Raw genomic sequence first — 24,968 nt, 5'->3', positions numbered from 1 at the left:
GCCTGCTGCTGGCCGCTCGCCTGCTGCTGGCCGCTCGCCTGCTGCTGGCCGCTCGCCTGCTGCTGGCCGCTCGCCTGCTGCTGGCCGCTCGCCTGCTGCTGGCCGCTCGCCTGCCGTCGGCCGGTCTGGCCGATCACCGGCCGGGTCGGTGCCGGTCGCGGCTCGGCGCAGGGTGACGGTGCGGTCGGCGAGCGCGGCCACGAAGTCCGCGTCGTGGGTGACCGCGACCACGCCGTGCCCGGCGTCGCGCAGGTCGGCGAAGAGGTCGACCAACTCCCGCCAGGTCCGCCGGTCCTGGCCGAAGGTGGGTTCGTCGCAGATCAGCAGGCGGGGCGCGGTGGCCAGGGCGGTCGCCACACTCAGCCGCCGCGCCTCACCACCGGAGAGGGTGTACGGGTTGGCAGCCGCGAGGCGGCCCAGGCGCAGCCGTTCCAGCAGCCCGGACACGGTCTGCTTGACGGCCGCCTCGGGTTGACCGGTCCGGCGTGGGCCGAGTGCCAGCTCGTCGAAGACGGTGCTGGTGACGAACTGGTGCTCCGGATCCTGGAAGACCGACCCGATCCGCCGGGCCAGTGCGGGGGCCGGCCAGCGGTGTGGGGGAGTGCGGTGGTCGGTGCCGGCCAACTCGACGGATGCGGTGACCCGTCCGGCGCCCGGCCGGAGCAACCCGCCGAGCAGCAACGCCAGGGTGGACTTGCCGGCGCCGTTGGGTCCGCGTACGGCGAGTGCCTCGCCGGCGCGTACCGCCAGGTCGGTGGAGCCCAGCCGGGGCGGCAGGCCGAGCCGGTCGGCGGTGAGCAGCAGGTCCCCGGGCGCGGCGGTGGCCGGCCGGGGCGCGATGGGGTGACCGGGCACCCAGACCCCCTCGGCGGCAAGCGTGCCACCGTGGGCGGCGAAGACGGCCTCGGGTGTGCCGTCCGCGCGGACCCCGCCGCCAGGTTCCAGGACGACCACCCGGTCGACGAGTGGCAGCGCCTCGGCGATCCGGTGCTCGACCAGGATCAGCGTGGTGTCGGCGTCCAGCGCGCCGGCCACCGCCTGTCGGATCAGGTCGGCCCCGGCCGGATCGAGGTTGGCGGTCGGCTCGTCCAACAGCAGCAGCTCCGGACGCAGCGCCAGTGCGCCGGCCAGGGCGAGGCGTTGCTGTTCGCCGCCGGAGAGCGCGGCGGTGGGGCGGTCCCGGCGGTACGGGAAGCCGACGCGGCGCAGCGCCTCGTCCACCCGGGGCCAGATCTCGTCGGTCGGTACGCCGCGGTTCTCCAGCCCGAACGCGACGTCGTCGCCGCAGCGCGCCATCACCAGTTGGGTTTCCGGGTCCTGGAAGACGATGCCGACGCGTTCCCGTCCCTTGCGCGGGTCGAGACCGTCGATCTCGACGGTGCCCTCCTGCTCGCCGGAGTCGTCGGGGAGCAGCCCGGCCAGCGCGCTGAGCAGGGTGCTCTTACCGGCCCCGGAGGGCCCGAGCAGCAGAACCCGCTCCCCAGCCTCGACCCGCAGATCAACCCCGCGCAGAGCCCAGGCGCGCCGCCCGGCGTGCCGCCACCCGAACCCCCGCAGCAGTACCCCGCCCACCACACCCACCCCCTCCCGGCCCCGGGCCCACCCGCATTTCAACGGGACAAGGTCAGATCAGTGCTCGGTCTCGGCCTACCGGGAAGCGGTCCAGGACTCCGGTCTTGGCCAGGGACTCGGTCAGCAGCCACCCGCCGGCACCGGCGATCACGGTGGCGCTGACGATGGTGATCAGCGCGTACGGGAGGCGGTAGTCGGTGAACGCGTAGTCGGCGTTCCAGACGAAGAAGTCGAACAGTGCGGCGCTGAGACCGGTCAGTGCGCCGGCCAGCAGCGCGGTCGGCAGCCGGTACGACCGGTAGCGGAAGGCGGCGAACGCCAGCTCCGCGCCGATGCCCTGCACGATGCCCTGCGGGATCACCGTGCCGGCCCACTGGCTGCCCAGCAGCGCGGAGAGGACCGCGGCCACCGTCTCGCAGTAGAGCGCGGCGCCGGGCTTGCGGATGACCAGGCCGCCGATCACGGCCGGCATCAGCCAGACGCCGTAGAGCAGCGCCTGCGCCGGCGGGAAGAAGGTGAAGGCGCCCTCGGTGGCGCTCCAGACCAGGCCCCAGGCCCAGAAGATGACGCCGAAGGCGACCGCGAGCACCGAGGCGACCACGATGTCGATGGTCCGCCAGCGGCCGGTGTCGGTGGTGGATTTCATGTATTGCTCCCAGTTCTGACTGCGAACCAGGAGAAGACGCACGCCGCACGCCCGGTGGCACCGGACGGCGGCGCGGCTGGAGGTCGACCGAACTCCCTGCGCTGGCATTACCCAGATCAGGTTCGAGGGTCTGCGGGCGTGCCCGCACTCTCAGCGCTGTGCGCTCCCCTGTCGGATGTGAAGTTGTCTCGACGACGCTAACACCGACCAGGGGTGCCGGCCTAGCAGGGCTTCCACCCAGCGGCCGGCCGTACGTCGGCTGGGTAGGCTGACGATCATGCGGGTCGACGCGCGAGGTCTCACGTTCGAGGTAACCGCCGGCGGTCCGTCGGACGGCGTACCCGTCCTGCTGCTGCACGGCTTCCCCCAACACCGCGGCGAGTGGGACGACGTGGTGCCCGCGTTGCACGCGGCCGGGCTGCGCACGTACGCGCTGGACCAGCGCGGCTACTCGCCCGGCGCGCGGCCGACGGCGGTGGCCGACTACCGGATCCCCGAGCTGGTCGCCGACGTGGTGGCGGTGCTCGACGCCCTGGGGCTGGACACCGTCCACCTGGTCGGCCACGACTGGGGCGCGATCGTGGCCTGGGCCGTCGCCTCCGGGCACCCGGACCGGGTCCGTACGCTGACCGCGGTGTCCGTGCCCCATCCGGCCGCCATGGCGTACGCCCTGGCCAACGACGGTCAGCAGAAGGCCCGCTCGTCGTACATCGCGTTGTTCCGTAAGCCGGGGACCGCGGAGAGGGTGCTGCTGGCGTGGAACGCGACAGCGCTGTGCAAGATGCTCGGTGGGGTGGGCGACGCGCCCCGGGTGGACCGCTACGCCGCCCCGATGCGTGCGCCGGGGGCGCTCACCGCCGCGCTGAACTGGTACCGGGCGATGTCCCGCGCCGACCTGGCCGGCGTCGGCCCGGTCGCGGTGCCCACCACCTACGTCTGGAGTGACCGGGACGTCGCCATCGGCCGGAGTGCCGCCGAGGCGTGTGCGGCGAACGTCACCGGGGCGTACCGCTTCGTGCCGTTGACCGGTGTGAGTCACTGGATTCCGGACACGGCGCCGGGTCCGCTCGCCGAGGCGATCCTGGCCCGGGCCGCCGGAACGGCCTGAGCCGTGCGGGTCGGTCGGAAAGGGGCACCGTGACGCGGACGACTTCGACGCGTTGGGCGGACCTGGAGGCCACCGGGGCGGCGCACAGCGGACCGGTCGGCACCGGGACCGGCAGCTTGATGCGCCAGCGGGCGGCTGTCGACTTCGGGGTGCGCTGGCTGGACCGTAATCGGACGACGGAGGACGCATGACGGTGAGTGCCGAGGCCTACCTGGCCGTGGTGACCGAGACGATCGGTCGGGTGGCCGCCAGCCAGCGGGAGGCGGTGGGGCGAGCCGCCGACCTGATCGCCGACGCCGTACGCGCCGACGGGGTGGTGCACGCGTTCGGCACCGGACACTCCGAGGCCCTCGCCATGGAGATCGCCGGCCGGGCGGGTGGGCTGGTGCCGACCAACCGGATCGCGCTGCGTGACCTGGTGCTGCTCGGCGGTGAGCCGGCCGAGCGGCTTGGTCCGTTGCTGGAGCGGGACCCGGCGGTGGCCCACCGGCTCTACGAGCTGGCTCCGGTACGGCCCGCCGACGTTTTCGTTCTCGCCTCGAACTCCGGGGTCAACGGCGCGATGGTGGAGTTCGCCACCCTTGTCAAGGAACGTGGCCACGCCCTGGTGGCGATCACCTCGGCGCAGCACTCTGGCCGGATGACCTCCCGCCACCCGTCCGGGCGCAAGCTGGCCGACCTCGCGGACGTCGTGCTCGACAACGGTGCGCCGTACGGTGACGCGACGCTGCCGCTGCCCGGCGGCGGCGCGGTCGGCGCGGTCTCCTCGATCACCGCCGCGTTGCTGGCCCAGCAGGTCACGGTGGAGGTGGTGGCGCGGCTGCTGGCGGCGGGGGAGCGTCCGCCGGTCTACCTGTCGGCGAACATCCCCGACGGCGACGCGCACAACACGGAATTGGAGACCCGGTACGCCGGTCGAATCCGGCGCGGGTCCTGACGCGGTGCTGATGGCCGAGGTGCGTCCGGAAGGTGAACGACGGATGTCGTGAACCCGTTTCACGCTCGCCCAGGTGGGGCATTGGCGTTGCTGTCGGCGGCCGGGACCGTCGGCAGTAGCGTCGCACCGGAGGTAGCGCGTGTCCAAGGAGACCGAGAAGCAGCGTTGGCAGCGCAATTTCGCCGACCTGTTGCAGGAGTTGCGGGTCGCACAGACGGGCGTGCAGATCCTCTTCGCCTTCCTGCTCACCCTGCCGTTCAGTAACGGGTTCACCAGGACCACGGAGTTCCAGCGGGACGTCTACATCGTCGCGCTGCTCGCCGCGGCCGCCGCGACCGCGATGATCATCTCGCCGGTGGCGTTCCACCGGGCGCTGTTCCGGCAGGGGCGCAAGCCGGAGTTGGTGCGCTTCGCGCACCGGATGGCCACCGGTGGTCTCGCCTTCATGCTGATCGCGATGGTCAGCGCGGTGCTGCTGATCACCGACTTCGTGCTGGACCGGCCGATCGCCTTCGTGCTCAGTGCGCTGACCGGGCTCTGGTTCATCACGTTCTGGGCCGCCCTGCCGTTCGCTCGCCGCAACTGGGGTGAGGACGACATGGACGACGAGGACGACGACCCGGACGAGATCGCCGGCCGCTGATCTGACAGATCTCCACCGATCGCTACCCCCGGGTAACAACCGGGGGTAGCGTGACGACAGTCGCGCATGTCGACGCAGCCGCACCGAGGTTCGAGGGGGCAGCCGTGACCACGACGCAGGACGGCAGACCAACACCGGACGGCCCCGACTCCGACGCCGCACCCCGCACCGCCGGTGCCGTGGCCCCGTTGCCCGAGGAGGCCGGGCAGGTCTCGGAGAAGGAGGCCCGGCAGGTCGCCGAGGCCGCCCGCGAGTCCACCTGGGACCGGCCCAGCTTCGGCAAGGAGCTGTTCCTCGGCCGCTTCCGACTCGACCTGATCGACCCGTGGCCCCGATCCGATCCGGACGACGTGGCTCGCGCCGAGGAGTTCCTCGGTCGGTTCCGCGCCTTCCTGACCTCCGAGGTGGACGGGGCCGCCATCGAGCGCGACGCGTCCATTCCGGACTCGGTGTTCCACGGCCTGGCCGACCTCGGCGCGTTCGGCATGAAGGTCGACCGGAAGTACGGCGGGCTGGGGCTGAGCAACCTGCACTACTGCCGGGCGCTGATGCTGGCCGGCTCGGTCAGCCCGGCCATCGGCGCGCTGCTCTCCGCGCACCAGTCGATCGGGGTGCCGCAGCCGCTGAAGATGTTCGGCACCGACGAGCAGAAGCAACGCTTCCTGCCCCGGCTCGCCGCCGGCGAGGTGTCCGCGTTCCTGCTCACCGAACCGGACGTCGGCTCCGACCCGGCCCGGCTGGCCACCACCGCCGAGCCGACCGAGGACGGCACCGGCTACCGGCTCAACGGGGTGAAGCTCTGGGCCACCAACGGCATCGTGGCCACCCTGCTGGTGGTGATGGCCCGGGTGCCGGCCACCGAGGGTCGGCGGGGCGGGATCACCGCCTTCGTGGTGGACGGCGACAGCGCCGGCATCACCGTCGAACGGCGCAACGAGTTCGTCGGCCTGCGTGGCCTGGAAAACAGCCTCACCCGGTTCCACGACGTGTTCGTGCCCGCCGAGAACGTCATCGGCGGCGAGGGCAAGGGGCTGAAGATCGCCCTGACCACCCTGAACACCGGCCGCCTGTCGTTGCCGGCGATGTGCGTGGGCGCCGGCAAGTGGGCGTTGAACGTGGCCCGGGGCTGGGCCGCCGACCGGGTCCAGTGGGGCCGGCCGGTAGGCGAGCACGAGGCCGTCGCGCAGAAGCTCTCCTTCATCGCCGCCACCACGTACGGCATGGAGACCATGCTCGACCTCTGCTGCCTGCTCGCCGACGACGACCACAACGACATCCGGATCGAGGCCGCGCTGGTCAAGCTGTACGCCAGCGAGATGGCCTGGAAGGTCGGCGACGAGCTGGTCCAGATCCGGGGCGGGCGCGGCTACGAGACGGCCGACTCGCTGGCCGCCCGTGGCGAACGCCCGGCCAACGTCGAGCAGGTGCTCCGCGACCTGCGCATCAACCGGATCTTCGAGGGCTCCACCGAGATCATGCACCTGCTGATCGCGCGGGAGGCGGTCGACGCCCACCTGTCGGTGGCCGGCGACATCATCGACCCGGACGCGGGGCTGGGCCGCAAGGCACGCGCCGGCGCCCGAGCCGGTGCCTTCTACGCGAAGTGGCTGCCCACCCTGGCCGTCGGCCGGGGGCAGAGCCCATCGGCGTACGCCGAGTTCGGGCCGCTCGCCGCGCACCTGCGCCAGGTGGAGCGGTCGTCGCGCAAGCTGGCCCGGTCGACGTTCTACGCGATGTCCCGCTGGCAGGGAAAGATGGAGCGTAAGCAGGCGTTCCTCGGCCGCGTGGTGGACATCGGCGCCGAGTTGTTCGCGATGTCCGCGGTCTGCGTCCGGGCCAACGCCGAGCGGGGCAACCGCCCGGAAAATGTCGAGCTGGCCGACCTGTTCTGCCGGCAGGCGCGGGTGCGGGTGGACGCCCTGTTCAACGCCCTGTGGGACAACACCGACTCGGTCGACACCGCCGCCGCGAAGCGCGTCCTCGCCGGCCGTTACGCGGGCCTGGAGGAGGGCGTGATCACCCCGTCCGACGAACTGCCCTGGGTGGCCCGCTGGTCGGCCGGCCCGTCCACCGCCAAGGACGTCCGCCGCCGCATCCCGCCGAAGCCGTGACCGCACCGCCCGGCGCCACTTCGAGCAGGGCCGGCTCGGCGGCGGCCGGCGCAGGTCAGTGGGCGACGGCGCGGGTCAGTGAGCGACGGCGCGGTCAGCGGGCCACGGCGCGGGTCAGTGGGCGACGGCGCGGGTCAGCGGGCCACGGCGCGGGTCAGCGGGCCACGGCGCGGGTCAACCGGCGATCGCCCAGGCCAGCACCGCCGCCAGGATCAGGCCGTTGAGCGCCGCAAGGCCCAGGTAGGCCGCTGGCGGGATCTTCTTGCCCCGGCGGACGAAGGACACAAGGACGGCGGCGTAGCCGAGCAGCAGGACGGCGATGACGACCAGGAAGTAGAACACTCGAAGACCTTAACGGTCCCCGCCCTGCGGGCCGGGGCGGCGCGGTGGTCGGCACCGCAGTTGTGTTGATCAGGTGATGAAAAGTAGGTCAGAAGCAGCACGAGGACCTACTTTTCATCACCTGATCACGGCACGAGCGGTGCTCGCCGGCACGTGCGGTGATCACGGCACGAGCGGTGCTCGCCGGCACGTGCGGTGATCACGGCACGTGCGGTGATCACGGCACGTGCGGTGATCACGGCACGTGCGGTGATCGTCAGCGGCCACGGCTGCGCAGGCCGAGTTGGCGCAGCTCCAGCGCTGCCAGCGCGTCTACCGTCGCGTCGTCGCCGCGGCGCCACGCCTCGGCGACGTCCGGACCGATCCGGGTCAGCCGGCCCAGTGGCTGGGTGGCCAGCGCGCGCAGGGCGAGCAGGTCCCGACCGGCCGGCCCGGCGGCCAGCTGCGCGGCCGAGCCGGCCCGACGCATCCAGCGGACCCGCAGCGGCAGCCAACCGAGCAGCACGATGCCGAGCGGGAAGATCAGCACCGCGATGGTGAGGGCGAGGGCGAGCTGGTCGACGAGGTGCTGCTGGTCGCGGCCGGCGTCGGCGAGCCCCCGTGCGGCGTCGGCGGCCTGCCGGAAGGGTGCGGTCAGCTCGTCGCCGACAAGCGGCACCCGGCGAACCTTGCTGCCGGCGTCGGCGAGGTTGTCGGCGAGCCCGCTACCGGCGCCCTCCAACTTCTGCCCCGGTACGGCGAGCTTCTGCACCAGGTCGTGCAGCCACAGGGCGCCGCGGATCGCCACGTACACCCAGGCGACGACGAGCAGGTCGGTGAGCAACTGACGGGCGGCGGTCGGAAACCGATCGGCATAGATTTTCACGCCGGACAGCGTGCCACGATCCGAGCGCGGACGGCACGGTCGGATCGACAGTCAGCGGACGCAGGTCGGGCAGGTGCCGAAGATCTCCAGGGTGTGGCTGACGTCGGCGTAGCCGTGCTGCGCGGCGACCCGGTCGGCCCAGCTCTCCACCGCGGGCCCGGCCACCTCGACGGTGCGCCCGCAGGCCCGGCAGACCAGGTGGTGATGGTGGCCCTCGCTGCACCGACGGTAGAGGTGCTCGCCGCCCGGCGGCCGCATCACGTCGATCTCGCCCGTGTCGGCCAGCCCCTGCAGGGTGCGGTAGACGGTGGTCAGGCCGACCCGCTCGCCACGCTGGCGCAGCATCGCGTGCAGGTCCTGGGCGCTGTGGAAGCCCTCCATCTCGGCCAGCAGCGCACTCACCGCCGAACGCTGCCGGGTGTTGCGCACCGCGGTGCCGCTCTCGCTCTCGCTCATGATCCCTCCCCGGCGTGGCTGACCGCGTCCGCCACGATGTGCGCGACGTGCTCGTCGACCAGGCTGTAGGCGATCTCGCGACCTCGGCGGGAACCCCGCACCACACCAGCGCCGCGCAGCACCCGCAGGTGCTGGGAGACCAGCGGTTGCGCGGCACCGAGTTTGTCCACCAGCTCGTGCACGCACCGCTCACCGCTGGCCAGCTCACTGACGATGGCCAGCCGGATGGGCGCCGACAGGGCGCGGAGCAACTCGCTGGCCCCGTCGAACCCCTCGTAGCCCGTCGCGCTGGTCATCCTGTAACGGTAACCAATACCAGCGACGGCGCCCCGCTCAGGATCGGCCCAGCACGACCTCGTGGGGTTCGGCGGTTGGCACGGCGGCCGGCGTGGACCGCCGGCGCAGTGTCCGCCAGACCCCACCGGCGACGGCGACCACCAGGAAGGAGGCGATCGCGACGAGCACCACCGAGGCGCCCGGCGCGGTGTCCGCGGTGGCCGCCACCCAGACACCGGAGCCGGCGGCGAAGAGCCCGAGGGCCATCGCCGCGGTCATGGTGCTGCGGAAACCCCGGGTGACCTGCTGGGCGGTGGCGACCGGCACCACCATCAACGCGCTGATCAACAGCACCCCGACGGCCCGCATCGCGATGGTCACGGTGATCGCGGTGGCGACCGCGATCAGCAGGTTCAGCGTACGCACCGGCAGGCCGGAGACCCGGGCGTACTCCTCGTCGTGGCTGACCGCGAAGAGCGCCGGGCGCAGCGCGATCATCGTGACCAGGATCGCCGCGCCGAGCACCGCGATGGTGATCACATCGGCGAGGGAGGTGGTGATCAGTGACCCGAACAGGTAGGCGTTCAGGTTCGCGCTCGTCGCGTCGGAGAGGCCGACCAGCAGCACGCCGCCCGCGATGCCGCCGTAGAAGAGCAGGGCCAGGGCCAGGTCACCGGAGGTACGCCCACGGGCCCGGACCACCTCGATGGCGATCGCGCCGGCGGTGGCGACGAGCACCGCGACAAGCACCGGCGAGCGGTTGAGCAGCAGGCCCGCCCCGACGCCGGTCAGGGCGACGTGCCCGACACCGTCGCCGATCAGCGCCAACCGGCGCTGCACCAGGTAGATGCCGAGCGCCGGCGCGGCCAGGCCGATCACCAGCGCGCCGATCAGGGCATGCTGCATGTAGGAGTACTGGAAGAGTCCCATGGGTCAGTTGCTCCACAGCCCGGCGGGCTCGTCGTAGCAGTGCGGGTGCACGTGGTCGTGGTCCGGCTCCGCGTGATGGCCGGCCGGGTCGGGCACCGCGCCGTCGTGGGCGATGCAGCCCTCGTGGACGACCACCGCGCGGCTGATCACCGGTCGCAGGGGGCCCAGCTCGTGGGCGACGAGCAGCACGGTCCCGCCGCCGGCGACGAAGTCGCGCAGCGCGTCGGCGAATGCCTCCTGGCTGGCCGCGTCCACCCCCGCGGTGGGCTCGTCGAGGACCAGCAGCTCCGGTTGGCCGGCCAGTGCGCGGGCGATCAGGGTGCGCTGCTGTTGGCCGCCGGAGAGCGTGGCCACCGGGTCGCCGGCCCGGTCGGCGAGCCCGACCGCGAGCAGCGCGGCGTCGACGGCGGCCCGGTCGGCTCGACCCGGCGGGCGGAGCACCCCCCGGCGGGCCAGCCGCCCGGACGCCACCACCTCACGGACGGTCGCGGGCACCCCGCCGCCGGCACCCAGCCGCTGCGGAACGTACCCGATGCGCTCCCACTGCCGGAACCGGCGCAACGGCCGGTCGAAGAGGGCGACCGAGCCGGCGCTGAACGGCACCAGCCCGAGCACGGCGCGGATCAGGGTGGACTTGCCGGAGCCGTTCGCACCGAGCACCGCGACCACCTCGCCGGCGGTCACGGTGAGCGAGATGTCCCGGAGCACGGGGCGGCCGTCGTAGCCGACCACCCCGTGCTCGACGGTGATGACAGGTGAGGTCACGAGCAGCCCAAGGCCGTCTGCAGGGTCCGCAGGTTGGTACGCATCACCGAAAGGTAGTCCCCGTCGCTGCCGGCTGCGAGCCCTTCGATCGGGTCCAGTACGGCGGTCTTCGCGCCGACCTGACCGGCGATGGTCTCGGCGACCTTCGGACTGACCAGGGTCTCGAAGAAGATCGTGGTGGCGTGGTGTTCCTTCGCCTCCTCGATCACCTGCGCGAGCCGCTGCGGCGAGGGCTCGACGTCCGGGCTCAGCCCGGTGATGCCGACCTGCTCGAGCTGGTAGCGGTCGGCGAGGTAGCCGAACGCGGCGTGGCTGGTCACGATCTCCCGCCGCTGGCAGGTCGCCAGGCCCTGCTTGAACTCGCCGTCCAGGGCCGTCAGGTCGGTGCGCAGCGTCGCGGCGCGGGCGGTGTAGTCGGCGGCGCGGTCCGGGTCGGCCTTGCCGAGCCGCTGGGCGAGCTGGTCACCGATGCCGGCGAGCCGGGTCGGGTCGAGCCAGACGTGCGGGTCCTTGCCGCCGTTGCCCTCCTCGGCGTGCCCCTCCTCGCCCTCGTGGTCGTGACCGCCGGCGGTCGCGTCCAACAGCGGCTGCACGCCTGTCACGTCGAACGCCCGGTCGCCGCCGTTCTGGGCGACGGCGTCGTCCACCGCCGGCTGGAAACCCTTGAGGTAGACGATCAGCTCGGCCTCGCTGACCTGGCCGACCTGGCTCGGGTTGAGCTCCAGGTCGTGCGGCTCGGCACCGGGCTTGGCCAGGTTGGTCACCCGGACCGCGTCGCCGCCGATCCGCTCGGCCAGGAACTGGAGGGGATAGAACGCGGCCACCACGTCGACTCGTTGGGGGTCGGCACCGCCGCCGTTGGTGGAGCAGGCGGCCCCGGCCCCCAGGGTGAGGAGGGCGGTGACGGCGGCCAGGACACGGGACGTGGTGCGGTTGCTCATGACCCCAACTGTCCGTGGCAACGATAATGATTGTCAAAAACGCATGATTGCATGTCAGAGCAGCTTCGCGAGGCCCACCGTCACCAGCAGCGTGAGCATCACCAGCCGGATCAGCCGGGTCTGTGGCGCCTGAACCGCCCACGTCGTCGCCAGCAGGGCGATCAGCACGGCGGCCAGCGCGAGCGTCAGCAGCCCGCCGATCACCCCCGGCGTGAAGAACGCCACAAGCACCACCACCAGGGTGATCAGGAACACCGACGTCGGGTTGGCCCCGGCCAACCGGGCCAGCAGAGGGCGCTGCGTACGCTGCATCCCACAGACTCTACGAGGAGGGACACCCGTTGCTGGTGACCAACCGGTTCGTGGTCGACGTCGATGTCGCCGACGACTTCACCGAACGGGCGCACGCCGCCCTCACCGCACTGGCCGCCTGCCCCGGCTACCTGCGCGGGCAACTGGTCCGGGCGCTCGACGACCCCCGGTACTGGTCGCTGGTCACCGAGTGGGAGTCGGTCGGCACCTACCGCCGGGCACTGGGCGCCTTCGAGGTCAAGGTCAGCGCCGTACCGTTGCTCGCCGAGTCGGTCGACGAGCCCTCCGCGTACGAGGCGCTGGCCACCGCCGCCCCCGGCGGGGCCGTTGTCGTCGCCGAGAGTGATCGGGCTGCGGGTCCTTACCGCTGAGCCGGCGGACACTACGCTGCTCCTATGACCGCACCCGCCCCGCCACCCGGTCCCGGGGTGGCTCCGCCGTTCGCCGCGCCGCCCACCGAGGGGCGCCGGACTCGGCTCTGGATCGGCCTCGGCGTCGGCGCGCTCGCCGTGGTGCTCTGCTGCGGCGGGGGCGGCAGTGCCGTCGTCGGCCTGGCCGTCACCGGCGTGCAGGCGGTCCGGGAGCAGGCCCGCACCGTGACCGGTGACTACTACCAGGCGCTTGTCGAGCGGAACTACGGGCGGGCGTACGAGCAGCTCTGCGACGACGCGCAGCAGCGCGAGTCCCAGCCCGAGTTCGAACGGCGCGCCACCGCCGAACCGCAGGTCACCGCGTTCCGGTTGGGTGAGGTGGACACCATCAACCTGACCATGCCGGTCGACGTGACGCTCGCCGGCGGCGACCGGGAGCAGCAGCAGGTCATCCTGGGGCGCGACGGCCAGAGCGGTGGCGTGGAGGTCTGCGGGGTGAGCTGACCCACCCCCGGTATTCTGCTGGGCTCAGGGCCACGGTGGTCGTACCGTTGTCCCGAACCGACCGATCCATCCACATCTCGCCCCCGCCGACCGCCAGCCGGCGTAGGAGGAAACATGCCAGCCGACCGTATCGACGCCGTCGTCAGCCTCGCCAAGCGACGAGGCTTCGTCTTCCCCTCCAGCGAGATCTATGGGGGCACCCGATCGGCGTGGGACTACGGCCCGCTCGGCGTGGAACTCAAGGAGAACGTCCGCCGCCAGTGGTGGAAGACCATGGTCCAGCAGCGCGACGACGTCGTGGGCCTGGACTCCGCGGTGATCCTGGCCCGCAAGGTGTGGGAGGCGTCCGGCCACATCGCCGAGTTCGTCGACCCGCTCACCGAGTGCCAGTTCTGCCACAAGCGGTTCCGGGCGGACCACCTGGAGGAGGCGTACGAGGCCAAGCACGGCAAGCCGCCGGTCTCGCTCGCCGAGCTCAACTGCCCCAACTGCGGCAACAAGGGCACCTTCACCGAGCCGAAGATGTTCAACGGCCTGATGAAGACCTACCTGGGCCCGGTGGAGAGCGACGAGGGGCTGCACTACCTGCGCCCGGAGACCGCGCAGGGCATCTTCGTCAACTACAAGAACGTCGAGACGGTCGCCCGCAAGAAGCCGCCGTTCGGCATCGCGCAGACCGGCAAGTCGTTCCGCAACGAGATCACCCCGGGCAACTTCATCTTCCGGACCCGCGAGTTCGAGCAGATGGAGATGGAGTTCTTCGTCGAGCCGGGCACCGACGAACAGTGGCACGAGTACTGGCTCCAGGAGCGCTGGAACTGGTATCTCGATCTCGGCCTGTCGGCGGACAACCTGCGCCTGTACGAGCACCCCAAGGAGAAGCTCTCCCACTACTCGAAGCGCACCGTCGACATCGAGTACCGCTTCCAGTTCGGCGGCACCGAGTTCGCCGAGTTGGAGGGTGTCGCCAACCGCACCGACTTCGACCTTTCCACGCACAGCAAGCACTCCGGCGTCGACCTGTCGTACTTCGACCAGACCAAGAGTGAGCGCTGGATGCCGTACGTCATCGAGCCGGCCGCGGGTCTGACCCGCGCGGTGCTCGCCTTCCTGCTGGAGGCGTACGACGAGGACGAGGCACCGAACACCAAGGGTGGCGTGGACAAGCGCACCGTGATGCGGTTCGACCCGCGGCTGGCCCCGGTCAAGGTCGCGGTGCTGCCGCTGTCGCGCAACGAGGCGCTGTCGCCGAAGGCCAAGGACCTCGCGACGCTGCTGCGCAAGCGTTGGGTGGTGGAGTTCGACGACTCGCAGGCGATCGGCCGCCGCTACCGTCGGCAGGACGAGATCGGCACCCCGTTCTGTGTGACAGTCGACTTCGACACCCTGGACGACAACGCCGTGACGGTGCGCAACCGGGACACCATGGCTCAGGAGCGGGTCTCCCTGGACCAGGTCGAGCGCTACCTGATCGAGCGCCTCCCCGGCTGCTGACGTACTCCGGAAATGGCCCCTTCTCCACGGTGTTGGAGAAGGGGCCATTTCGTGGTCTACCAGGCAAAACGCCGGTCGATGAAATTAATTCAATGCCATCTTTCGATATCTTGGTCGTGATTCGGAAGAAGGTTGGTTGACATGGCGAAGCGACTTCTCGTCCTCCGCGTGACCGCCGCGGCGGCGGTCGTGGCGGGACTGCCGGTGCTCTCGGGCTCCACGGCCCACCGCGATGCCGTCCAGGTGCTCCCCGCCCCCGCCCCGCCGGCGCAGAACGCGTCACGTGGGTCGGCCGGTTCGATCGACGCGGCCGCGCCGTCCGTGTCGTCCGCCGAGGGGATGTTCGAGGCCGCCCAGTCGAGGCTCGAGCCGAGGGTCGCCTCCCGCCGCGGTCCCGCGCGCAGTGCGCCCCCGCGGGCCCCCGCCGCCCCGCCGGCCGTCGGTGCGGCCGGTGGTGTGCGCAGTGCGCCCCCGCCAGCCCCCACGACACGTCTCGCCCCCGTCACGGCGATCCACTCGCAGGCCGCGATCGACCGCGGAGCGCTCGTCACCTGGACGACCTCGCCGACGTGCCTCCTGGCGGGGCACGACACCATGGGTTGGGCGTGGCTGGACGACCTCCCGGCGGGGCGGGTGGTGCGGGTCGTGTCGGGGCCGTGCGCGGGCACCTACCAGGTGGTCGGGCACCGGTGGCAGCCGCGCAAGGGAGGCACGATGCCGCACTGGGCGAGCCGATACGATCTCGTGCTCCAGACCTGCACGGGGCCCAGCGGGACGGGCTTCAGCACTGCCCGACGGCTGTCCCGGTAGGCCCGCCCGGGTCGCCCGAGGGCGTCGGCCCGAGCGCCCGCCCCGCGGCGGGCATAGGGGGAGGAACCCCTCCGTATACTTGCGGGGTGAGTGATGTCGCGGTGGCGCCCGGACGCCCGTTGACCCTCGGTGGCTACCAGGTGTGGCCGCCGGTGGTGCTCGCGCCGATGGCCGGGATCACCAACGTCGGTTTTCGCCGGCTCTGCCGTGAGCAGGGCGGCGGCATCTACGTCTGCGAGATGATCACCACCCGGGCGCTTGTCGAGCGGAACCCGAAGACGCTGCGCATGATCGCGTTCGGCGACGACGAGAAGCCGCGCAGCCTCCAGCTCTACGGCACCGATCCGGAGATCACCGCCGCCGCCGTGCGGATCGTGGTGGAACGCGATCTGGCCGACCACATCGACCTCAACTTCGGCTGCCCCGTACCCAAGGTCACCCGGCGTGGTGGCGGCGCGGCGCTGCCGTGGCGACGCCGGCTCTTCGCGCGGCTGGTGCGGGCCGCGGTGGACGCCGCGTCGCCGGCCGGGGTGCCGGTCACGGTCAAGATGCGCAAGGGCATCGACGACGACCACCTGACGTACGTCGAAGCCGGGCTCGCCGCCCAGGAGGCCGGCGTGGCCGCCGTGGCCCTGCACGGGCGGACGGCCGCGCAGCGCTACTCGGGCACCGCCGACTGGGACGCGATCGCCACCCTGAAGCAGGCCCTCGACGTGCCGGTGCTCGGCAACGGCGACATCTGGGAGGCCGACGACGCGCTGCGGATGGTCGCGCACACCGGGGTCGACGGCGTGGTCGTCGGTCGCGGCTGCCTGGGTCGCCCGTGGCTCTTCGCCGACCTGGAAGCCGCCTTCGACGGTCGTCCGCAGCGGCGGCTGCCCACCCTCGGCGAGGTGGCGGTGACCATGCGCCGGCACGCCGAGCTGCTTGTCGACCAGTTCGTGGCCGGCGCCCGCAGCCCGGCTCGGGGCGAGCGGGACGGCTGCACCGATTTCCGCAAGCACGTCGCCTGGTACCTCAAGGGCTTCCCGGTCGGCGGCGAACTGCGCCGCTCGCTGGCGATGATCGAAAGCCTGGCCCAGCTCGACGACCTGCTCGGCAAGCTCGATCCGGCGGAGCCGTTCCCGGTGACAGCCCTGGGCCAGCCGCGTGGGCGCACCAACTCGCCGGGCAAGGTCTTCCTGCCGGAGGGTTGGCTGGCCAGTCGGGACGACGACGCCGTCCCCGAGGGCGCCGAGATGGACGACTCCGGCGGCTGAGAACGGCGTGGCCGCACAGATCTTGGACACTTTCCGTCAGCTACTGACGGAAAGTGTCCAAGATCTGGTCATTCCACGGGTACGTGGGTGAGGAACCGGGCGGGGTGCGGCGCGCTTCGGGCCTGGCTCGCGGATCAGGCCGAAAGGGCCGGGCCCCGTGGTGGGGTCCGGCCCTTCGGTGTGTGCGGGTGTCAGCTGGTGGCGTAGCCGCGGGTGGCGATCCAGTCGGCGAGGTGCTCGACGCTGATCTGGTAGGCGGCCTGGTTCGGGTCGGCGGAGTCGGCGATGGTGACGGTGGTGCCGTTGTCGCGGTAGCCGACGACGCTGATGTAGTGCCCGCCCTCGTAGGAGTGCGTCGTTCCGGTGGTGTCGGTGCTGGTGCCGGCGATGTTGGCGACCACGGCCCGACCGTTGTCGATCGTCTTGACGATGTCGGCGCGCAGCGTGTCGGTCTGCTTGGCGTCGGCATCCGGGCTGCTGATCTCCACGCTGTGGTAGGCGTCGGTCTTGCCGGTTTCCTTGTTCAGGACCGGGGTGATGTCGTTGATGCTGTTGGTGCCGGCTTCGGTGGTGCCCATCTCCTTGGCCATGTCGTCGACGTTGATGTTCTTGCCCTGCACGCTCAGGGCGTTGCGGGTGGCGGCGGGGCCGCAGTAGTAGAAGTTCGGCTGCGCCTCGTAGCGCACGCCCAGTTCCCGCTCCCCGTTGGGCTTGCGGTCGGTCTGGGTCTGCGTGGCGGGCTTGGCGTCGGACGCGGCGTAGGCGGTGGTGACCGGTCCGGCGATGGCACCACCGGTGAACGCGAGGCCGGCAGCGGTCAGAGCGGTCTTGCGGATCAGATCGGTACGCATGATGGCGTGCTCCTCTGCATGTCGGGGGTGCCCGCACGACGCACCGGGGGGTGCGTGGTCGTGCGGGGGAAGTTCGAGGGGTTCCTGCCCGGTGACCCGCCCGAGGGGGTCGGCGTCGGGACAGGGTGTAACGGTTCGCGGTGGCGGGTCATTCCACCTTGGGGTCGGCCGGTGGTGCTGCTCGACCGTGCGGGGGATGTAACCGGGGCGGCCTGCCAGGTGTTCCCGGCGGCGGTTCCCCGTCCGGAGGGCCTGGCGGCTCTACCGGCGGGGGCCGGGCACCGTGATCGGGGCAGTCGCGGTGGTCTGCCAGGTATAACGACCCGGCCCGGCCGCCGATTCCGCCGTCCGGGTGGCCCCGACCACCCGACATTCCCGCCAAACCCGACAATCCACCGACCTGCCCAACCGGATGAACCCGACACCACGGCCCCGAAGGGATGATCGACTCGGGTTCATGAAAGTCGCGGTGTCTGGTTGCCGGGGACGGCCCGACATCATGAAATCCGAGTGGTGTCGGTATGCGCCGTGTCGCGCTGGGTGGGGATGGTCGGGGTGTTCGGCCAGGGGACCTCGGGTGCGCGGTGGAAGGTGATTCCGGCCCTCTGCCAGCGCGGGCCCTGACCGGCCAGTCGGTTACGGAAGTCGGCCCAGTCGTGGGTCGCCCTGGGTGACCATCCCAGCTCGGCGATGGCGGGCAGTCGGGGCAGGAGCAGCAGCTCGATGTCGGCCAGCGAGGTGACCGACTCGGTCCAGAGCGGGGCCTCCACCCCGAGGACAGCCGTGGCGGGCACGTCTGCGACGTGTGTGCCCGGATCCCAGTCGTACGCCTTGCGCACGTCGATCAGGCCAGCCCAGTCGTGCCCGATGGGGGTGTCCGGGGCGTACTTCATGTCCAGGTAGGCGTGGTTGCCGGGGGACACGATGAGTCGGGCGCCCCGCCGGACCGCGTCTGCCGTGGTGGGATCGTCGGCGTTCGTGCCCCACCACTGCAGCACCCGCCCGTCGACGTGCCCGGCCGGTGCGAGCTGGTGCCAGCCGACGACGGTCTTGCCGACGCCGGCCACGATGCGCTGCACCCGCTCGACGAAACCGGTGTAGACCTCGCCCTTGACCTTGAACGCCTCGTCGCCGCCGATGTGCAGCCACGGCCCCGGAGTGAGCGCGGCCACCTCGCCCAACACGTCGGTGACGAAGTCGTACGTGCGCTCGTCGGCCGGGTCGACGTAGCTGAAACCGACCTCGGTGCCGGTGTACGGCGGGGGCGCGACCTTGTCCGGTGCCAGTTCCGGGTACGCGACGAGCGCCGAGTTGGTGTGCCCGGGAAGGTCGATCTCCGGGACGACTGTGATGTGCCGGGCGGCGGCGTAGGAGACGATCCGCCGGTAGTCGGCCTTCGTGTAGTGCCCACCGGGGCCACCGCCGACCTCGGTCGCCCCACCCACGGAGGTCAACCTCGGCCAGGAGTCGACGGCGATCCGCCAACCCTGGTCGTCGGTGAGGTGCAGATGCAGGTGGTTGAGCTTGTAACGGGCGAGGTGGTCCACGACGCGCAGGATGTCCTCGACGGTGAAGAAGTGCCGTGCGACGTCGAGCATCGCGCCCCGGTAGGGGAAGCGGGGAGTGTCGGTGATGGTCCCGCCGGGCAGCGCCCAGCGTTCCGTGACCGGGGTCGGGCTCTCGATGGCCGGTGGCAGCAGTTGGCGCAGGGTCTGCACGCCGTGGAAGAGGCCGGTGGCGGTGGCGGCGGTGAGCCGGACCCCGTCGCGGGCGACGTCGAGCCGGTAGCCCTCCGCGCCGAGATCGGCGGCCTCGTCCAGCACCAGCGCGATGCCACCGGCCGGCCCCGGCCCGGCAGCGTCGGCGGCCGGCCCCAGCCCGGCACCGTCGACGGCCGGCCCCAGCCCGGCAGCGTCGGCGTGCGGCAGCGAACGGGCGGCAGCGTCGGCGGGCGGCAGTGAACGGGCGGCGGCGTCGCCGGGCGGCACCGGGTGGGCTGTGGGGTGGGTGACCGGCAGCGGGTAGCCGGTGGCGGGCCGGAGCAGCTCGGCGAGTTGCGTGGCGACGGCCAGTGCGGCGGGGTCGGCGCTGGCCACGATGACCGCTTCGGCCGGCAACACCCAGTCGCCGGCCGAGGCCGGCTGGACCTGCGCGGGAGCGGGCACGACGTCGGCCAGTCGGTGCGGTGCCGGCGGGGCGAGGTGCGGTGCCGGCTGGGCGTGCGGTGCCGGCGGGGCGAGGTGCGGTGCCGGCGGGGCGTGCGGGGCCGGCTGGGCGAGCAGTTCGTGGGCGGCCCGCTCGGCGGTCTGGGCCAGGGTGACCGCGTCCGACTCCCGCGCCGGTGGCGGCACCGGGCCGGTGGCGGGGGAGGGGGAGGGGATGGTCGACACGGCGGCGACTCCGAGGGGTGTATTCGCGTCGGTTATGGCAAAAGTGAGGTTCACCGGCTGGCGTGCCGTCAAGCGTACGACGCTCGGCCGGGATGCGTGATGGTGCGCATGGAAGCGTTCCCAAAAACCGGTACGAACAGGGATAGTCGTGATGGCTGTGCCAATTGTCACCGAACGGTCGCAGGCCACCCGACGCTCGCCTAACCTTCGGCCTGAACCTTCGTTAAGTGTCCATCCGGCGTGTGTGTGGAGGCTTTGGTGGCAGCGCAAGAGACCGTCGACCACAAGTACGTCTACGACTTCTCCGAGGGCAACAAGGACCTCAAGGACCTGCTCGGCGGCAAGGGGGCGAACCTCGCCGAGATGACCAATCTCGGCCTGCCCGTTCCCCCCGGCTTCACCATCACCACCGAGGCCTGCCAGGCGTACCTCGCGACCGGCCGGCAGCCGGACGGGCTCGCCGGTCAGATCGAGGCGCACCTGGAGTCGCTGGAGCGCGCGATGGGCAAACGTCTCGGCGACCCGCGGGACCCACTGCTGGTCTCGGTCCGCTCCGGTGCCAAGTTCTCCATGCCCGGCATGATGGAGACCGTCCTCAACGTCGGCCTCAACGACCAGAGCGTGGTCGGGCTCTCCGCACAGGCGGGTCAGAACGACAGGTTCGCCTGGGACTCCTACCGCCGCCTCATCCAGATGTTCGGCAAGACCGTGTGCGAGGTGCCGGGCGAGGAGTTCGAGCACGCGCTCGAAGAGATCAAGAGCGCCAAGGGTACGCACGACGACCTGGACCTGGACGCGGACGACCTGCGCGGGCTCGTCGACGCGTACAAGAAGATCTTCGCCAAGCACACCGGTCGGGAGTTTCCGCAGCAGCCGCGCGAACAGCTCGACCTCGCCATCCGGGCGGTCTTCGAGTCGTGGAACGCCGAGCGCGCGGTGCTCTACCGCCGTCAGGAGCGCATCCCGGCCGACCTCGGCACCGCGGTCAACGTGGTGACCATGGTGTTCGGCAACCTCGGCCCCGATTCGGGCACCGGTGTCGCGTTCACCCGTGACCCGGCCAGTGGCGCGCAGGGCATCTACGGCGACTACCTGGCCAACGCCCAGGGCGAGGACGTGGTGGCCGGCATCCGCAACACCGTGCCGTTGCAGGAGTTGGGGCGGCTCGACAGGGCTTCCTACGACGAGCTGCTGGGCATCATGGCCCGGTTGGAGGAGCACTACAAGGACCTGTGTGACATCGAGTTCACCATCGAGCGCGGCAAGCTGTGGATGTTGCAGACCCGGGTCGGCAAGCGCACCGCCGCCGCCGCGTTCGTCATCGCCGGTCAACTCGTCGACGAGGGCCTGATCGACCTGGACGAGGCGCTGCACCGGGTCAACGGCGCGCAACTGGCCCAGCTGATGTTCCCCCGCTTCCGGCTCGACCACGAGTTCCAGCCGGTCGCCACGGGCATCGGTGCCTCGCCCGGCGCGGCGTCCGGCACTGTGGTCTTCACCTCGGCACGGGCCGTCGAGCTGGCCGCCGAGGGGAAATCGGTGATCCTGGTCCGCCGGGAGACCAACCCGGACGACCTGAACGGCATGATCGCCGCGAAGGGCATCCTCACCTCGCGTGGCGGCAAGACCAGCCACGCCGCCGTGGTGGCCCGGGGTATGGGCAAGACCTGTGTCTCCGGTGCCGACGACATCGACGTGAACGTGCCGGCGAAGCGGTTCACCGTGGCCGGGCAGACCGTCGAGGAGGGCGACGTCGTCTCCATCGACGGCACCACCGGCAAGGTCTACCTCGGTGAGGTGCCGGTCATGCCCTCCGAGGTCGTGCAGTACTTCGAGGGCAGCCTCGACCCGGAGCACATCGACAACGCGCTGGTCCGGGCCGTACACCGGATCATGACGCACGCCGACGGCAAGCGGCGGCTGGCGGTCCGCACGAACGCCGACACCGGCGCGGACGCGGCCCGGGCCCGGCGCTTCGGCGCCGAGGGCATCGGGTTGTGCCGCACCGAGCACATGTTCCTCGGCGACCGGCGGGAGCTGGTCGAGCGGCTGATCCTGGCCCGGGCCCCGGGGGAGCGGGAAGCGGCGCTGGCGGCGCTGCTGCCGTTGCAGCGGGCCGACTTCGAGGAGATCTTCCGGGAGATGGATGGTCTGCCGGTCACCGTCCGGCTGATCGATCCGCCGCTGCACGAGTTCCTGCCGCCGTTGGAGCAGCTCGCGGTCAACGTGGCGGTCGCCCAGGAGCGCGGCGAGGACGTCGCCAAGGAGGAGGCGTTGCTGGCCGCCGTCCGGCGGATGCACGAGGAGAACCCGATGCTCGGTCTGCGGGGTGTGCGCCTCGGCCTGGTCATTCCCGGTCTGTTCGCGATGCAGGTCCGGGCCATCGCCGAGGCGGCGGTCAGTTGCGCCCGCGACGGTGGCGTGGCGAAGCCGGAGATCATGGTGCCACTGGTCGGGGCCGTGCAGGAGTTGGAGACGGTCCGCGCCGAGGCCGAGAAGATCATCGCGGAGGTGGTCGGGGACAGCGGCGTCGAGGTGCTGATCGGCACCATGATCGAGGTGCCCCGGGCGGCGCTGACCGCCGGGCAGATCGCCGAGGCCGCCGAGTTCTTCTCCTTCGGCACCAACGACCTGACCCAGATGGGCTGGGGCTTCTCCCGCGACGACGTCGAGGGCGCGTTCTTCTGGCGCTATCTGGAGTTGGGCATCTTCGGCATCTCGCCGTTCGAGTCGATCGACCGCGACGGCGTCGGCCGGCTGGTGCGGATCGCCGCCGAGGAGGGCCGTGCCGCCCGACCCGGGCTGAAGCTCGGGGTCTGCGGTGAGCACGGCGGCGACCCGGACTCGGTGCACTTCTTCCACGAGGTTGGCCTGGACTACGTGTCGTGCTCGCCGTTCCGGGTGCCGGTGGCCCGGCTGGAGGCCGGTCGGGCCGTCGTGGAGACCGGCGGGTCGGACAGCCGGTGACGTGGGCCGGCGGCGGCCCGGCCGCCGCCGGCGCCGACGATCAGATCGGCGGGCGACGCCAGCTCGGCCGGGTCGAGCGGCGCGACTGGGTGGGCAGGGTCGCCATCGGGGTACGCACGGCGAGCGGCGCGTGCCCATTCGGAACCGCGCTGGCGCCGCCACCACCAACGCGCTTGTCCAGCACCGAGCCGGCCCGTCGGGCCACCGCCCGAGCCTCCTGGTGCAGCTCCTCCAGGTTGTCCGGTGCCGACACGGTGACCAGGGTCAGCAGGGCGGTGCGCCCCGCCGGGTAGGTCACCACGCAGCCGGCCGTCGTGTGGACCACCGACTCCCGGAACTCGCCACGCCGGACGGTGTCGGCCACCCGGTGGCCGAGCCCGAAACTGGCGGCGGCCAGCGCGGCGAGGTGGGTGGCGTCGGTGCTGGGCAGGTCGCTGGAGATGAGCAGCCCGTCGGTGCCGGCCAGCACCGTCCCGGCGACCTCGGGCCGGCGTCGGCGCAGCCCGCGTAGTTCCGTACCCACCACCGTGTTTGCGTCCACGAGCTGCTCCCTCACCGGTCGGGATCTGCGTGTCGGTTGGCTGGTCACGTACCGCGCTGGAAACGCTACCGGTGGCCACCTCCGCTCGCGAGCCCGTAACGGACGGCAATCGGTTCACAACTCCGGGCCGATCGGCGGTTGTGGACCCTTCGTCGACGCGTCGGGGGCGCGTCGGGCAGCCGGGACGGGCGTAACCTTGGCTCGCTCGCAAACGGCCGATTGCCTACGCGGTCGAACGGGAAAGGTGACTGAATGACAAGCGTCTGGGAGAGCCTCACCGTCGATGCCCGTGATCCGGCGCGACTGGCCCGTTGGTGGGCCGAGGCGCTCGGCTATCAGATCGTCACCGAGAAGCCGGGTGAGGTGGAGATCCGCCAGTCCGCCGACCGGTTGCCCGGCCTGGTCTTCGTGCCCGTGACCGACGGCAAGGACCACAAGAACCGGCTGCACCTCGACCTGCGCCCCGCCGACCTGGAGGCCGAGGTCGAACGGCTTGTCGACATGGGTGCCCGGCACGTCGACATCGGCCAGGGCGACTCCGACTGGACGGTGCTGGCCGACCCGGAGGGCAACGAGTTCTGCGTCCTGCGTGAGAAGTGAGCAGTGAGCGGTGAGCCGGGCGCCGCGGACGCGCGGTTGGTGCGGGAGGCGCCCAAGGACACCGGGCATCGCCGCTCACCGTACGAGCGGGACCGCGCTCGGGTGTTGCACTCGGCGGCGTTTCGTCGGCTGGCCACCAAGACCCAGGTGCACACCGCCGGCACTGACGACTTCCTGCGTACGCGGCTGACGCACTCGTTGGAGGTGGCGCAGATCGCCCGGGAGATGGGCGCCCGGTTGGGCTGCGATCCGGACGTGGTCGACGTCGCCGGGCTGGCCCACGATCTCGGGCATCCGCCGTTCGGGCACAACGGCGAGTCCGCTCTGGACCTGCTGGCCACGCCCTGCGGTGGCTTCGAGGGCAATGCGCAGACGTTGCGGGTGCTGACCCGGTTGGAGGCGAAGGTGCTCGCCCCGGACGGTTCGTCCGCCGGCCTGAACCTGACCCGCGCGTCGCTGGACGCGATCGGCAAGTACCCCTGGCCGCGCCGCCCGGGGCAGCGCAAGTTCGGGGTGTACGCCGACGACGCGGCGGTCTTCGGCTGGATCCGGGCCGGTGCTCCCGGCGACCGGCGCTGCCTGGAGGCGCAGGTGATGGACTGGGCGGACGACGTGGCGTACTCGGTGCACGACGTGGAGGACGGCATCCACGGCGGGTACGTGACTGTGGGTCCGCTGCTCGTGGACGCCGACGAGCGGGCCGCGCTGTGTGCCGACGTGGCCGCCGCGTACTCCGGCGAGTCCGCGGACGACCTGGCCGGGGTGCTGGTGGACCTGCTGGCCGACCCGCTGCTCGCCCCGCTTGTCGGTTACGACGGCAGTCACCGCGCCCAGGTCGCGCTGAAGGCCACCACCAGTGGGCTGACCGGCCGGTTCGTGTCGGCGGCGGTAGCCGCCACGGAGGAGCGCTCCGGCCCGGGCCCGCACCGCCGCTATGACGCGGATCTGGTGGTGCCGAGACTGGTCCGGGCCCAGTGCGCGCTGCTCAAGGGCATCGCCCTGCGGTACGTGATGCGGCGGTCCGGTTTCCGGGGCCGCTACGAACGGCAGCGGACGATGCTCGCCGAGTTGGTGGCCGCGCTGCTCCGGCGTGCGCCGGACGGGCTCGATCCGATCTTCGCGCCGATGTGGCGGGCGGCGGGGGATGACGCCGCCCGGCTGCGGGTGGTGATCGACCAGGTCGCCTCGCTCACCGACCCGGCGGCGGTGACCTGGCACACCCGCCTGGCCGGTAACGGCACACCGCCGAACGGTCACGAGTCAGCTTAGGCTAGCCT

26 protein-coding genes and 1 riboswitch are annotated in these 24,968 nt (G+C 71.7%); of the genes, 13 read left to right on the top strand and 13 right to left on the bottom strand.

Features of this window, described 5'->3' with window-relative positions:
* Together ACGFIQ_RS28380 and ACGFIQ_RS28375 are read right to left on the bottom strand one after the other, a co-directional pair.
* Window positions 1-1,572, bottom strand: a 1,572-nt coding sequence (locus ACGFIQ_RS28380) for an ATP-binding cassette domain-containing protein (protein ID WP_393248544.1), incomplete at its 3' end; no start/stop codon positions are given.
* 52 nt (window positions 1,573-1,624) lie between these two features.
* On the bottom strand, window positions 1,625-2,218 hold the full coding sequence (locus ACGFIQ_RS28375; protein ID WP_393248543.1) for an ECF transporter S component: 594 nt from the start codon (window positions 2,216-2,218) through the stop codon (window positions 1,625-1,627).
* A 75-nt stretch (window positions 2,219-2,293) separates the two neighbouring features.
* Window positions 2,294-2,398, bottom strand: a riboswitch (TPP riboswitch).
* Window positions 2,399-2,495: 97 nt separating this feature from the next.
* On the opposite strand from ACGFIQ_RS28375, the gene ACGFIQ_RS28370 reads away from it, so the two are divergent.
* From ACGFIQ_RS28370 to ACGFIQ_RS28350, 5 genes are all read left to right on the top strand, one after another.
* Window positions 2,496-3,326 (top strand): alpha/beta fold hydrolase, encoded by an 831-nt coding sequence (locus ACGFIQ_RS28370; RefSeq protein WP_393248542.1) that lies wholly within the window; start codon window positions 2,496-2,498, stop codon window positions 3,324-3,326.
* A gap of 29 nt (window positions 3,327-3,355) precedes the next feature.
* Complete coding sequence (locus ACGFIQ_RS28365; RefSeq protein WP_393248541.1) at window positions 3,356-3,517, top strand: hypothetical protein; 162 nt, start codon at window positions 3,356-3,358, stop codon at window positions 3,515-3,517.
* Complete coding sequence (locus tag ACGFIQ_RS28360; RefSeq protein ID WP_393248540.1) at window positions 3,514-4,263, top strand: sugar isomerase domain-containing protein; 750 nt, start codon at window positions 3,514-3,516, stop codon at window positions 4,261-4,263. Before ACGFIQ_RS28365 ends, ACGFIQ_RS28360 begins: the two co-directional genes overlap by 4 nt.
* Window positions 4,264-4,402: 139 nt before the next feature.
* Window positions 4,403-4,906: a DUF6328 family protein gene (locus ACGFIQ_RS28355; RefSeq protein WP_393248539.1), complete on the top strand. Its 504-nt coding sequence runs from the start codon at window positions 4,403-4,405 to the stop codon at window positions 4,904-4,906.
* 104 nt (window positions 4,907-5,010) lie between these two features.
* Entirely contained in the window at window positions 5,011-7,017 is a 2,007-nt protein-coding gene (locus tag ACGFIQ_RS28350) for an acyl-CoA dehydrogenase family protein (RefSeq protein WP_393248538.1), read from the top strand.
* A 174-nt stretch (window positions 7,018-7,191) separates the two neighbouring features.
* Here ACGFIQ_RS28350 and ACGFIQ_RS28345 read toward each other — a convergent pair whose 3' ends face one another.
* The 8 genes from ACGFIQ_RS28345 to ACGFIQ_RS28310 all read right to left on the bottom strand — a co-directional run bounded on the left by ACGFIQ_RS28345 (window position 7,192) and on the right by ACGFIQ_RS28310 (window position 11,904).
* Complete coding sequence (locus ACGFIQ_RS28345) at window positions 7,192-7,359, bottom strand: hypothetical protein (RefSeq protein WP_393248537.1); 168 nt, start codon at window positions 7,357-7,359, stop codon at window positions 7,192-7,194.
* Between the two features lie 256 nt (window positions 7,360-7,615).
* On the bottom strand, window positions 7,616-8,224 hold the full coding sequence (locus tag ACGFIQ_RS28340) for a hypothetical protein (protein WP_393248536.1): 609 nt from the start codon (window positions 8,222-8,224) through the stop codon (window positions 7,616-7,618).
* A 51-nt stretch (window positions 8,225-8,275) separates the two neighbouring features.
* Window positions 8,276-8,680 carry a Fur family transcriptional regulator gene (locus ACGFIQ_RS28335; RefSeq protein WP_393248535.1) on the bottom strand — a complete coding sequence of 135 codons (405 nt, stop codon included), beginning with the start codon at window positions 8,678-8,680 and terminating at the stop codon, window positions 8,276-8,278.
* Window positions 8,677-8,976 carry a metalloregulator ArsR/SmtB family transcription factor gene (locus tag ACGFIQ_RS28330; RefSeq protein ID WP_355030824.1) on the bottom strand — a complete coding sequence of 100 codons (300 nt, stop codon included), beginning with the start codon at window positions 8,974-8,976 and terminating at the stop codon, window positions 8,677-8,679. The genes ACGFIQ_RS28335 and ACGFIQ_RS28330 overlap by 4 nt, the downstream gene beginning before the upstream one ends.
* 37 nt (window positions 8,977-9,013) lie before the next feature.
* The gene (locus ACGFIQ_RS28325) at window positions 9,014-9,886 is read right to left on the bottom strand and encodes a metal ABC transporter permease (protein ID WP_393248534.1); all 873 of its coding nucleotides are present in this window, start codon (window positions 9,884-9,886) and stop codon (window positions 9,014-9,016) included.
* Between the two features lie 3 nt (window positions 9,887-9,889).
* Window positions 9,890-10,651, bottom strand: a complete 762-nt coding sequence (locus ACGFIQ_RS28320) for a metal ABC transporter ATP-binding protein (protein WP_393248533.1) — start codon at window positions 10,649-10,651, stop codon at window positions 9,890-9,892.
* Window positions 10,648-11,592 carry a metal ABC transporter substrate-binding protein gene (locus ACGFIQ_RS28315; protein ID WP_393248532.1) on the bottom strand — a complete coding sequence of 315 codons (945 nt, stop codon included), beginning with the start codon at window positions 11,590-11,592 and terminating at the stop codon, window positions 10,648-10,650. The genes ACGFIQ_RS28320 and ACGFIQ_RS28315 overlap by 4 nt, the downstream gene beginning before the upstream one ends.
* A gap of 54 nt (window positions 11,593-11,646) precedes the next feature.
* Window positions 11,647-11,904, bottom strand: a complete 258-nt coding sequence (locus ACGFIQ_RS28310) for a hypothetical protein (protein ID WP_357077194.1) — start codon at window positions 11,902-11,904, stop codon at window positions 11,647-11,649.
* Between the two features lie 29 nt (window positions 11,905-11,933).
* On the opposite strand from ACGFIQ_RS28310, the gene ACGFIQ_RS28305 reads away from it, so the two are divergent.
* The 5 genes from ACGFIQ_RS28305 (at window position 11,934) to dusB (ending at window position 16,342) form a co-directional block, all read left to right on the top strand.
* The gene (locus tag ACGFIQ_RS28305) at window positions 11,934-12,275 is read left to right on the top strand and encodes an antibiotic biosynthesis monooxygenase (protein ID WP_354979695.1); all 342 of its coding nucleotides are present in this window, start codon (window positions 11,934-11,936) and stop codon (window positions 12,273-12,275) included.
* 24 nt (window positions 12,276-12,299) lie between these two features.
* Window positions 12,300-12,779, top strand: coding sequence for a hypothetical protein (locus tag ACGFIQ_RS28300; protein WP_393248531.1), 480 nt, complete (start codon window positions 12,300-12,302; stop codon window positions 12,777-12,779).
* Window positions 12,780-12,893: 114 nt separating this feature from the next.
* Window positions 12,894-14,273 carry a glycine--tRNA ligase gene (locus ACGFIQ_RS28295; RefSeq protein ID WP_357077200.1) on the top strand — a complete coding sequence of 460 codons (1,380 nt, stop codon included), beginning with the start codon at window positions 12,894-12,896 and terminating at the stop codon, window positions 14,271-14,273.
* A gap of 141 nt (window positions 14,274-14,414) precedes the next feature.
* Entirely contained in the window at window positions 14,415-15,083 is a 669-nt protein-coding gene (locus tag ACGFIQ_RS28290) for a hypothetical protein (RefSeq protein ID WP_393248530.1), read from the top strand.
* An 86-nt stretch (window positions 15,084-15,169) separates the two neighbouring features.
* Window positions 15,170-16,342, top strand: coding sequence for a tRNA dihydrouridine synthase DusB (gene dusB, locus ACGFIQ_RS28285; protein ID WP_393248529.1), 1,173 nt, complete (start codon window positions 15,170-15,172; stop codon window positions 16,340-16,342).
* 191 nt (window positions 16,343-16,533) lie between these two features.
* On the opposite strand, the gene ACGFIQ_RS28280 is transcribed toward dusB, so the two are convergent.
* Both ACGFIQ_RS28280 and ACGFIQ_RS28275 read right to left on the bottom strand, forming a co-directional pair.
* Entirely contained in the window at window positions 16,534-17,193 is a 660-nt protein-coding gene (locus ACGFIQ_RS28280) for a C39 family peptidase (protein WP_393248528.1), read from the bottom strand.
* 497 nt (window positions 17,194-17,690) lie between these two features.
* Window positions 17,691-19,508, bottom strand: a complete 1,818-nt coding sequence (locus ACGFIQ_RS28275) for a beta-N-acetylhexosaminidase (protein WP_393248621.1) — start codon at window positions 19,506-19,508, stop codon at window positions 17,691-17,693.
* A 333-nt stretch (window positions 19,509-19,841) separates the two neighbouring features.
* Between ACGFIQ_RS28275 and ppdK the strand changes: the two genes are divergently transcribed.
* Entirely contained in the window at window positions 19,842-22,550 is a 2,709-nt protein-coding gene (gene ppdK, locus ACGFIQ_RS28270) for a pyruvate, phosphate dikinase (RefSeq protein WP_393248527.1), read from the top strand.
* A 40-nt stretch (window positions 22,551-22,590) separates the two neighbouring features.
* On the opposite strand, the gene ACGFIQ_RS28265 is transcribed toward ppdK, so the two are convergent.
* On the bottom strand, window positions 22,591-23,091 hold the full coding sequence (locus tag ACGFIQ_RS28265; protein WP_393248526.1) for a roadblock/LC7 domain-containing protein: 501 nt from the start codon (window positions 23,089-23,091) through the stop codon (window positions 22,591-22,593).
* A gap of 252 nt (window positions 23,092-23,343) precedes the next feature.
* Here ACGFIQ_RS28265 and ACGFIQ_RS28260 point away from each other — a divergent pair, with 252 nt between their 5' ends.
* Together ACGFIQ_RS28260 and ACGFIQ_RS28255 are read left to right on the top strand one after the other, a co-directional pair.
* Window positions 23,344-23,691 (top strand): VOC family protein, encoded by a 348-nt coding sequence (locus ACGFIQ_RS28260; protein WP_393248525.1) that lies wholly within the window; start codon window positions 23,344-23,346, stop codon window positions 23,689-23,691.
* A gap of 3 nt (window positions 23,692-23,694) precedes the next feature.
* Entirely contained in the window at window positions 23,695-24,960 is a 1,266-nt protein-coding gene (locus ACGFIQ_RS28255; RefSeq protein ID WP_393248524.1) for a deoxyguanosinetriphosphate triphosphohydrolase, read from the top strand.
* The last annotated feature ends 8 nt before the right edge of the window (window positions 24,961-24,968 follow it).

Origin of the sequence: Micromonospora sp. NPDC048898 (assembly GCF_043198035.1) — a bacterium.
Lineage (GTDB): Bacteria > Actinomycetota > Actinomycetes > Mycobacteriales > Micromonosporaceae > Micromonospora.
The sequence above is the reverse complement of the archived record's forward strand: the minus strand, read 5'-3'. Positions and strand labels throughout refer to the sequence as shown.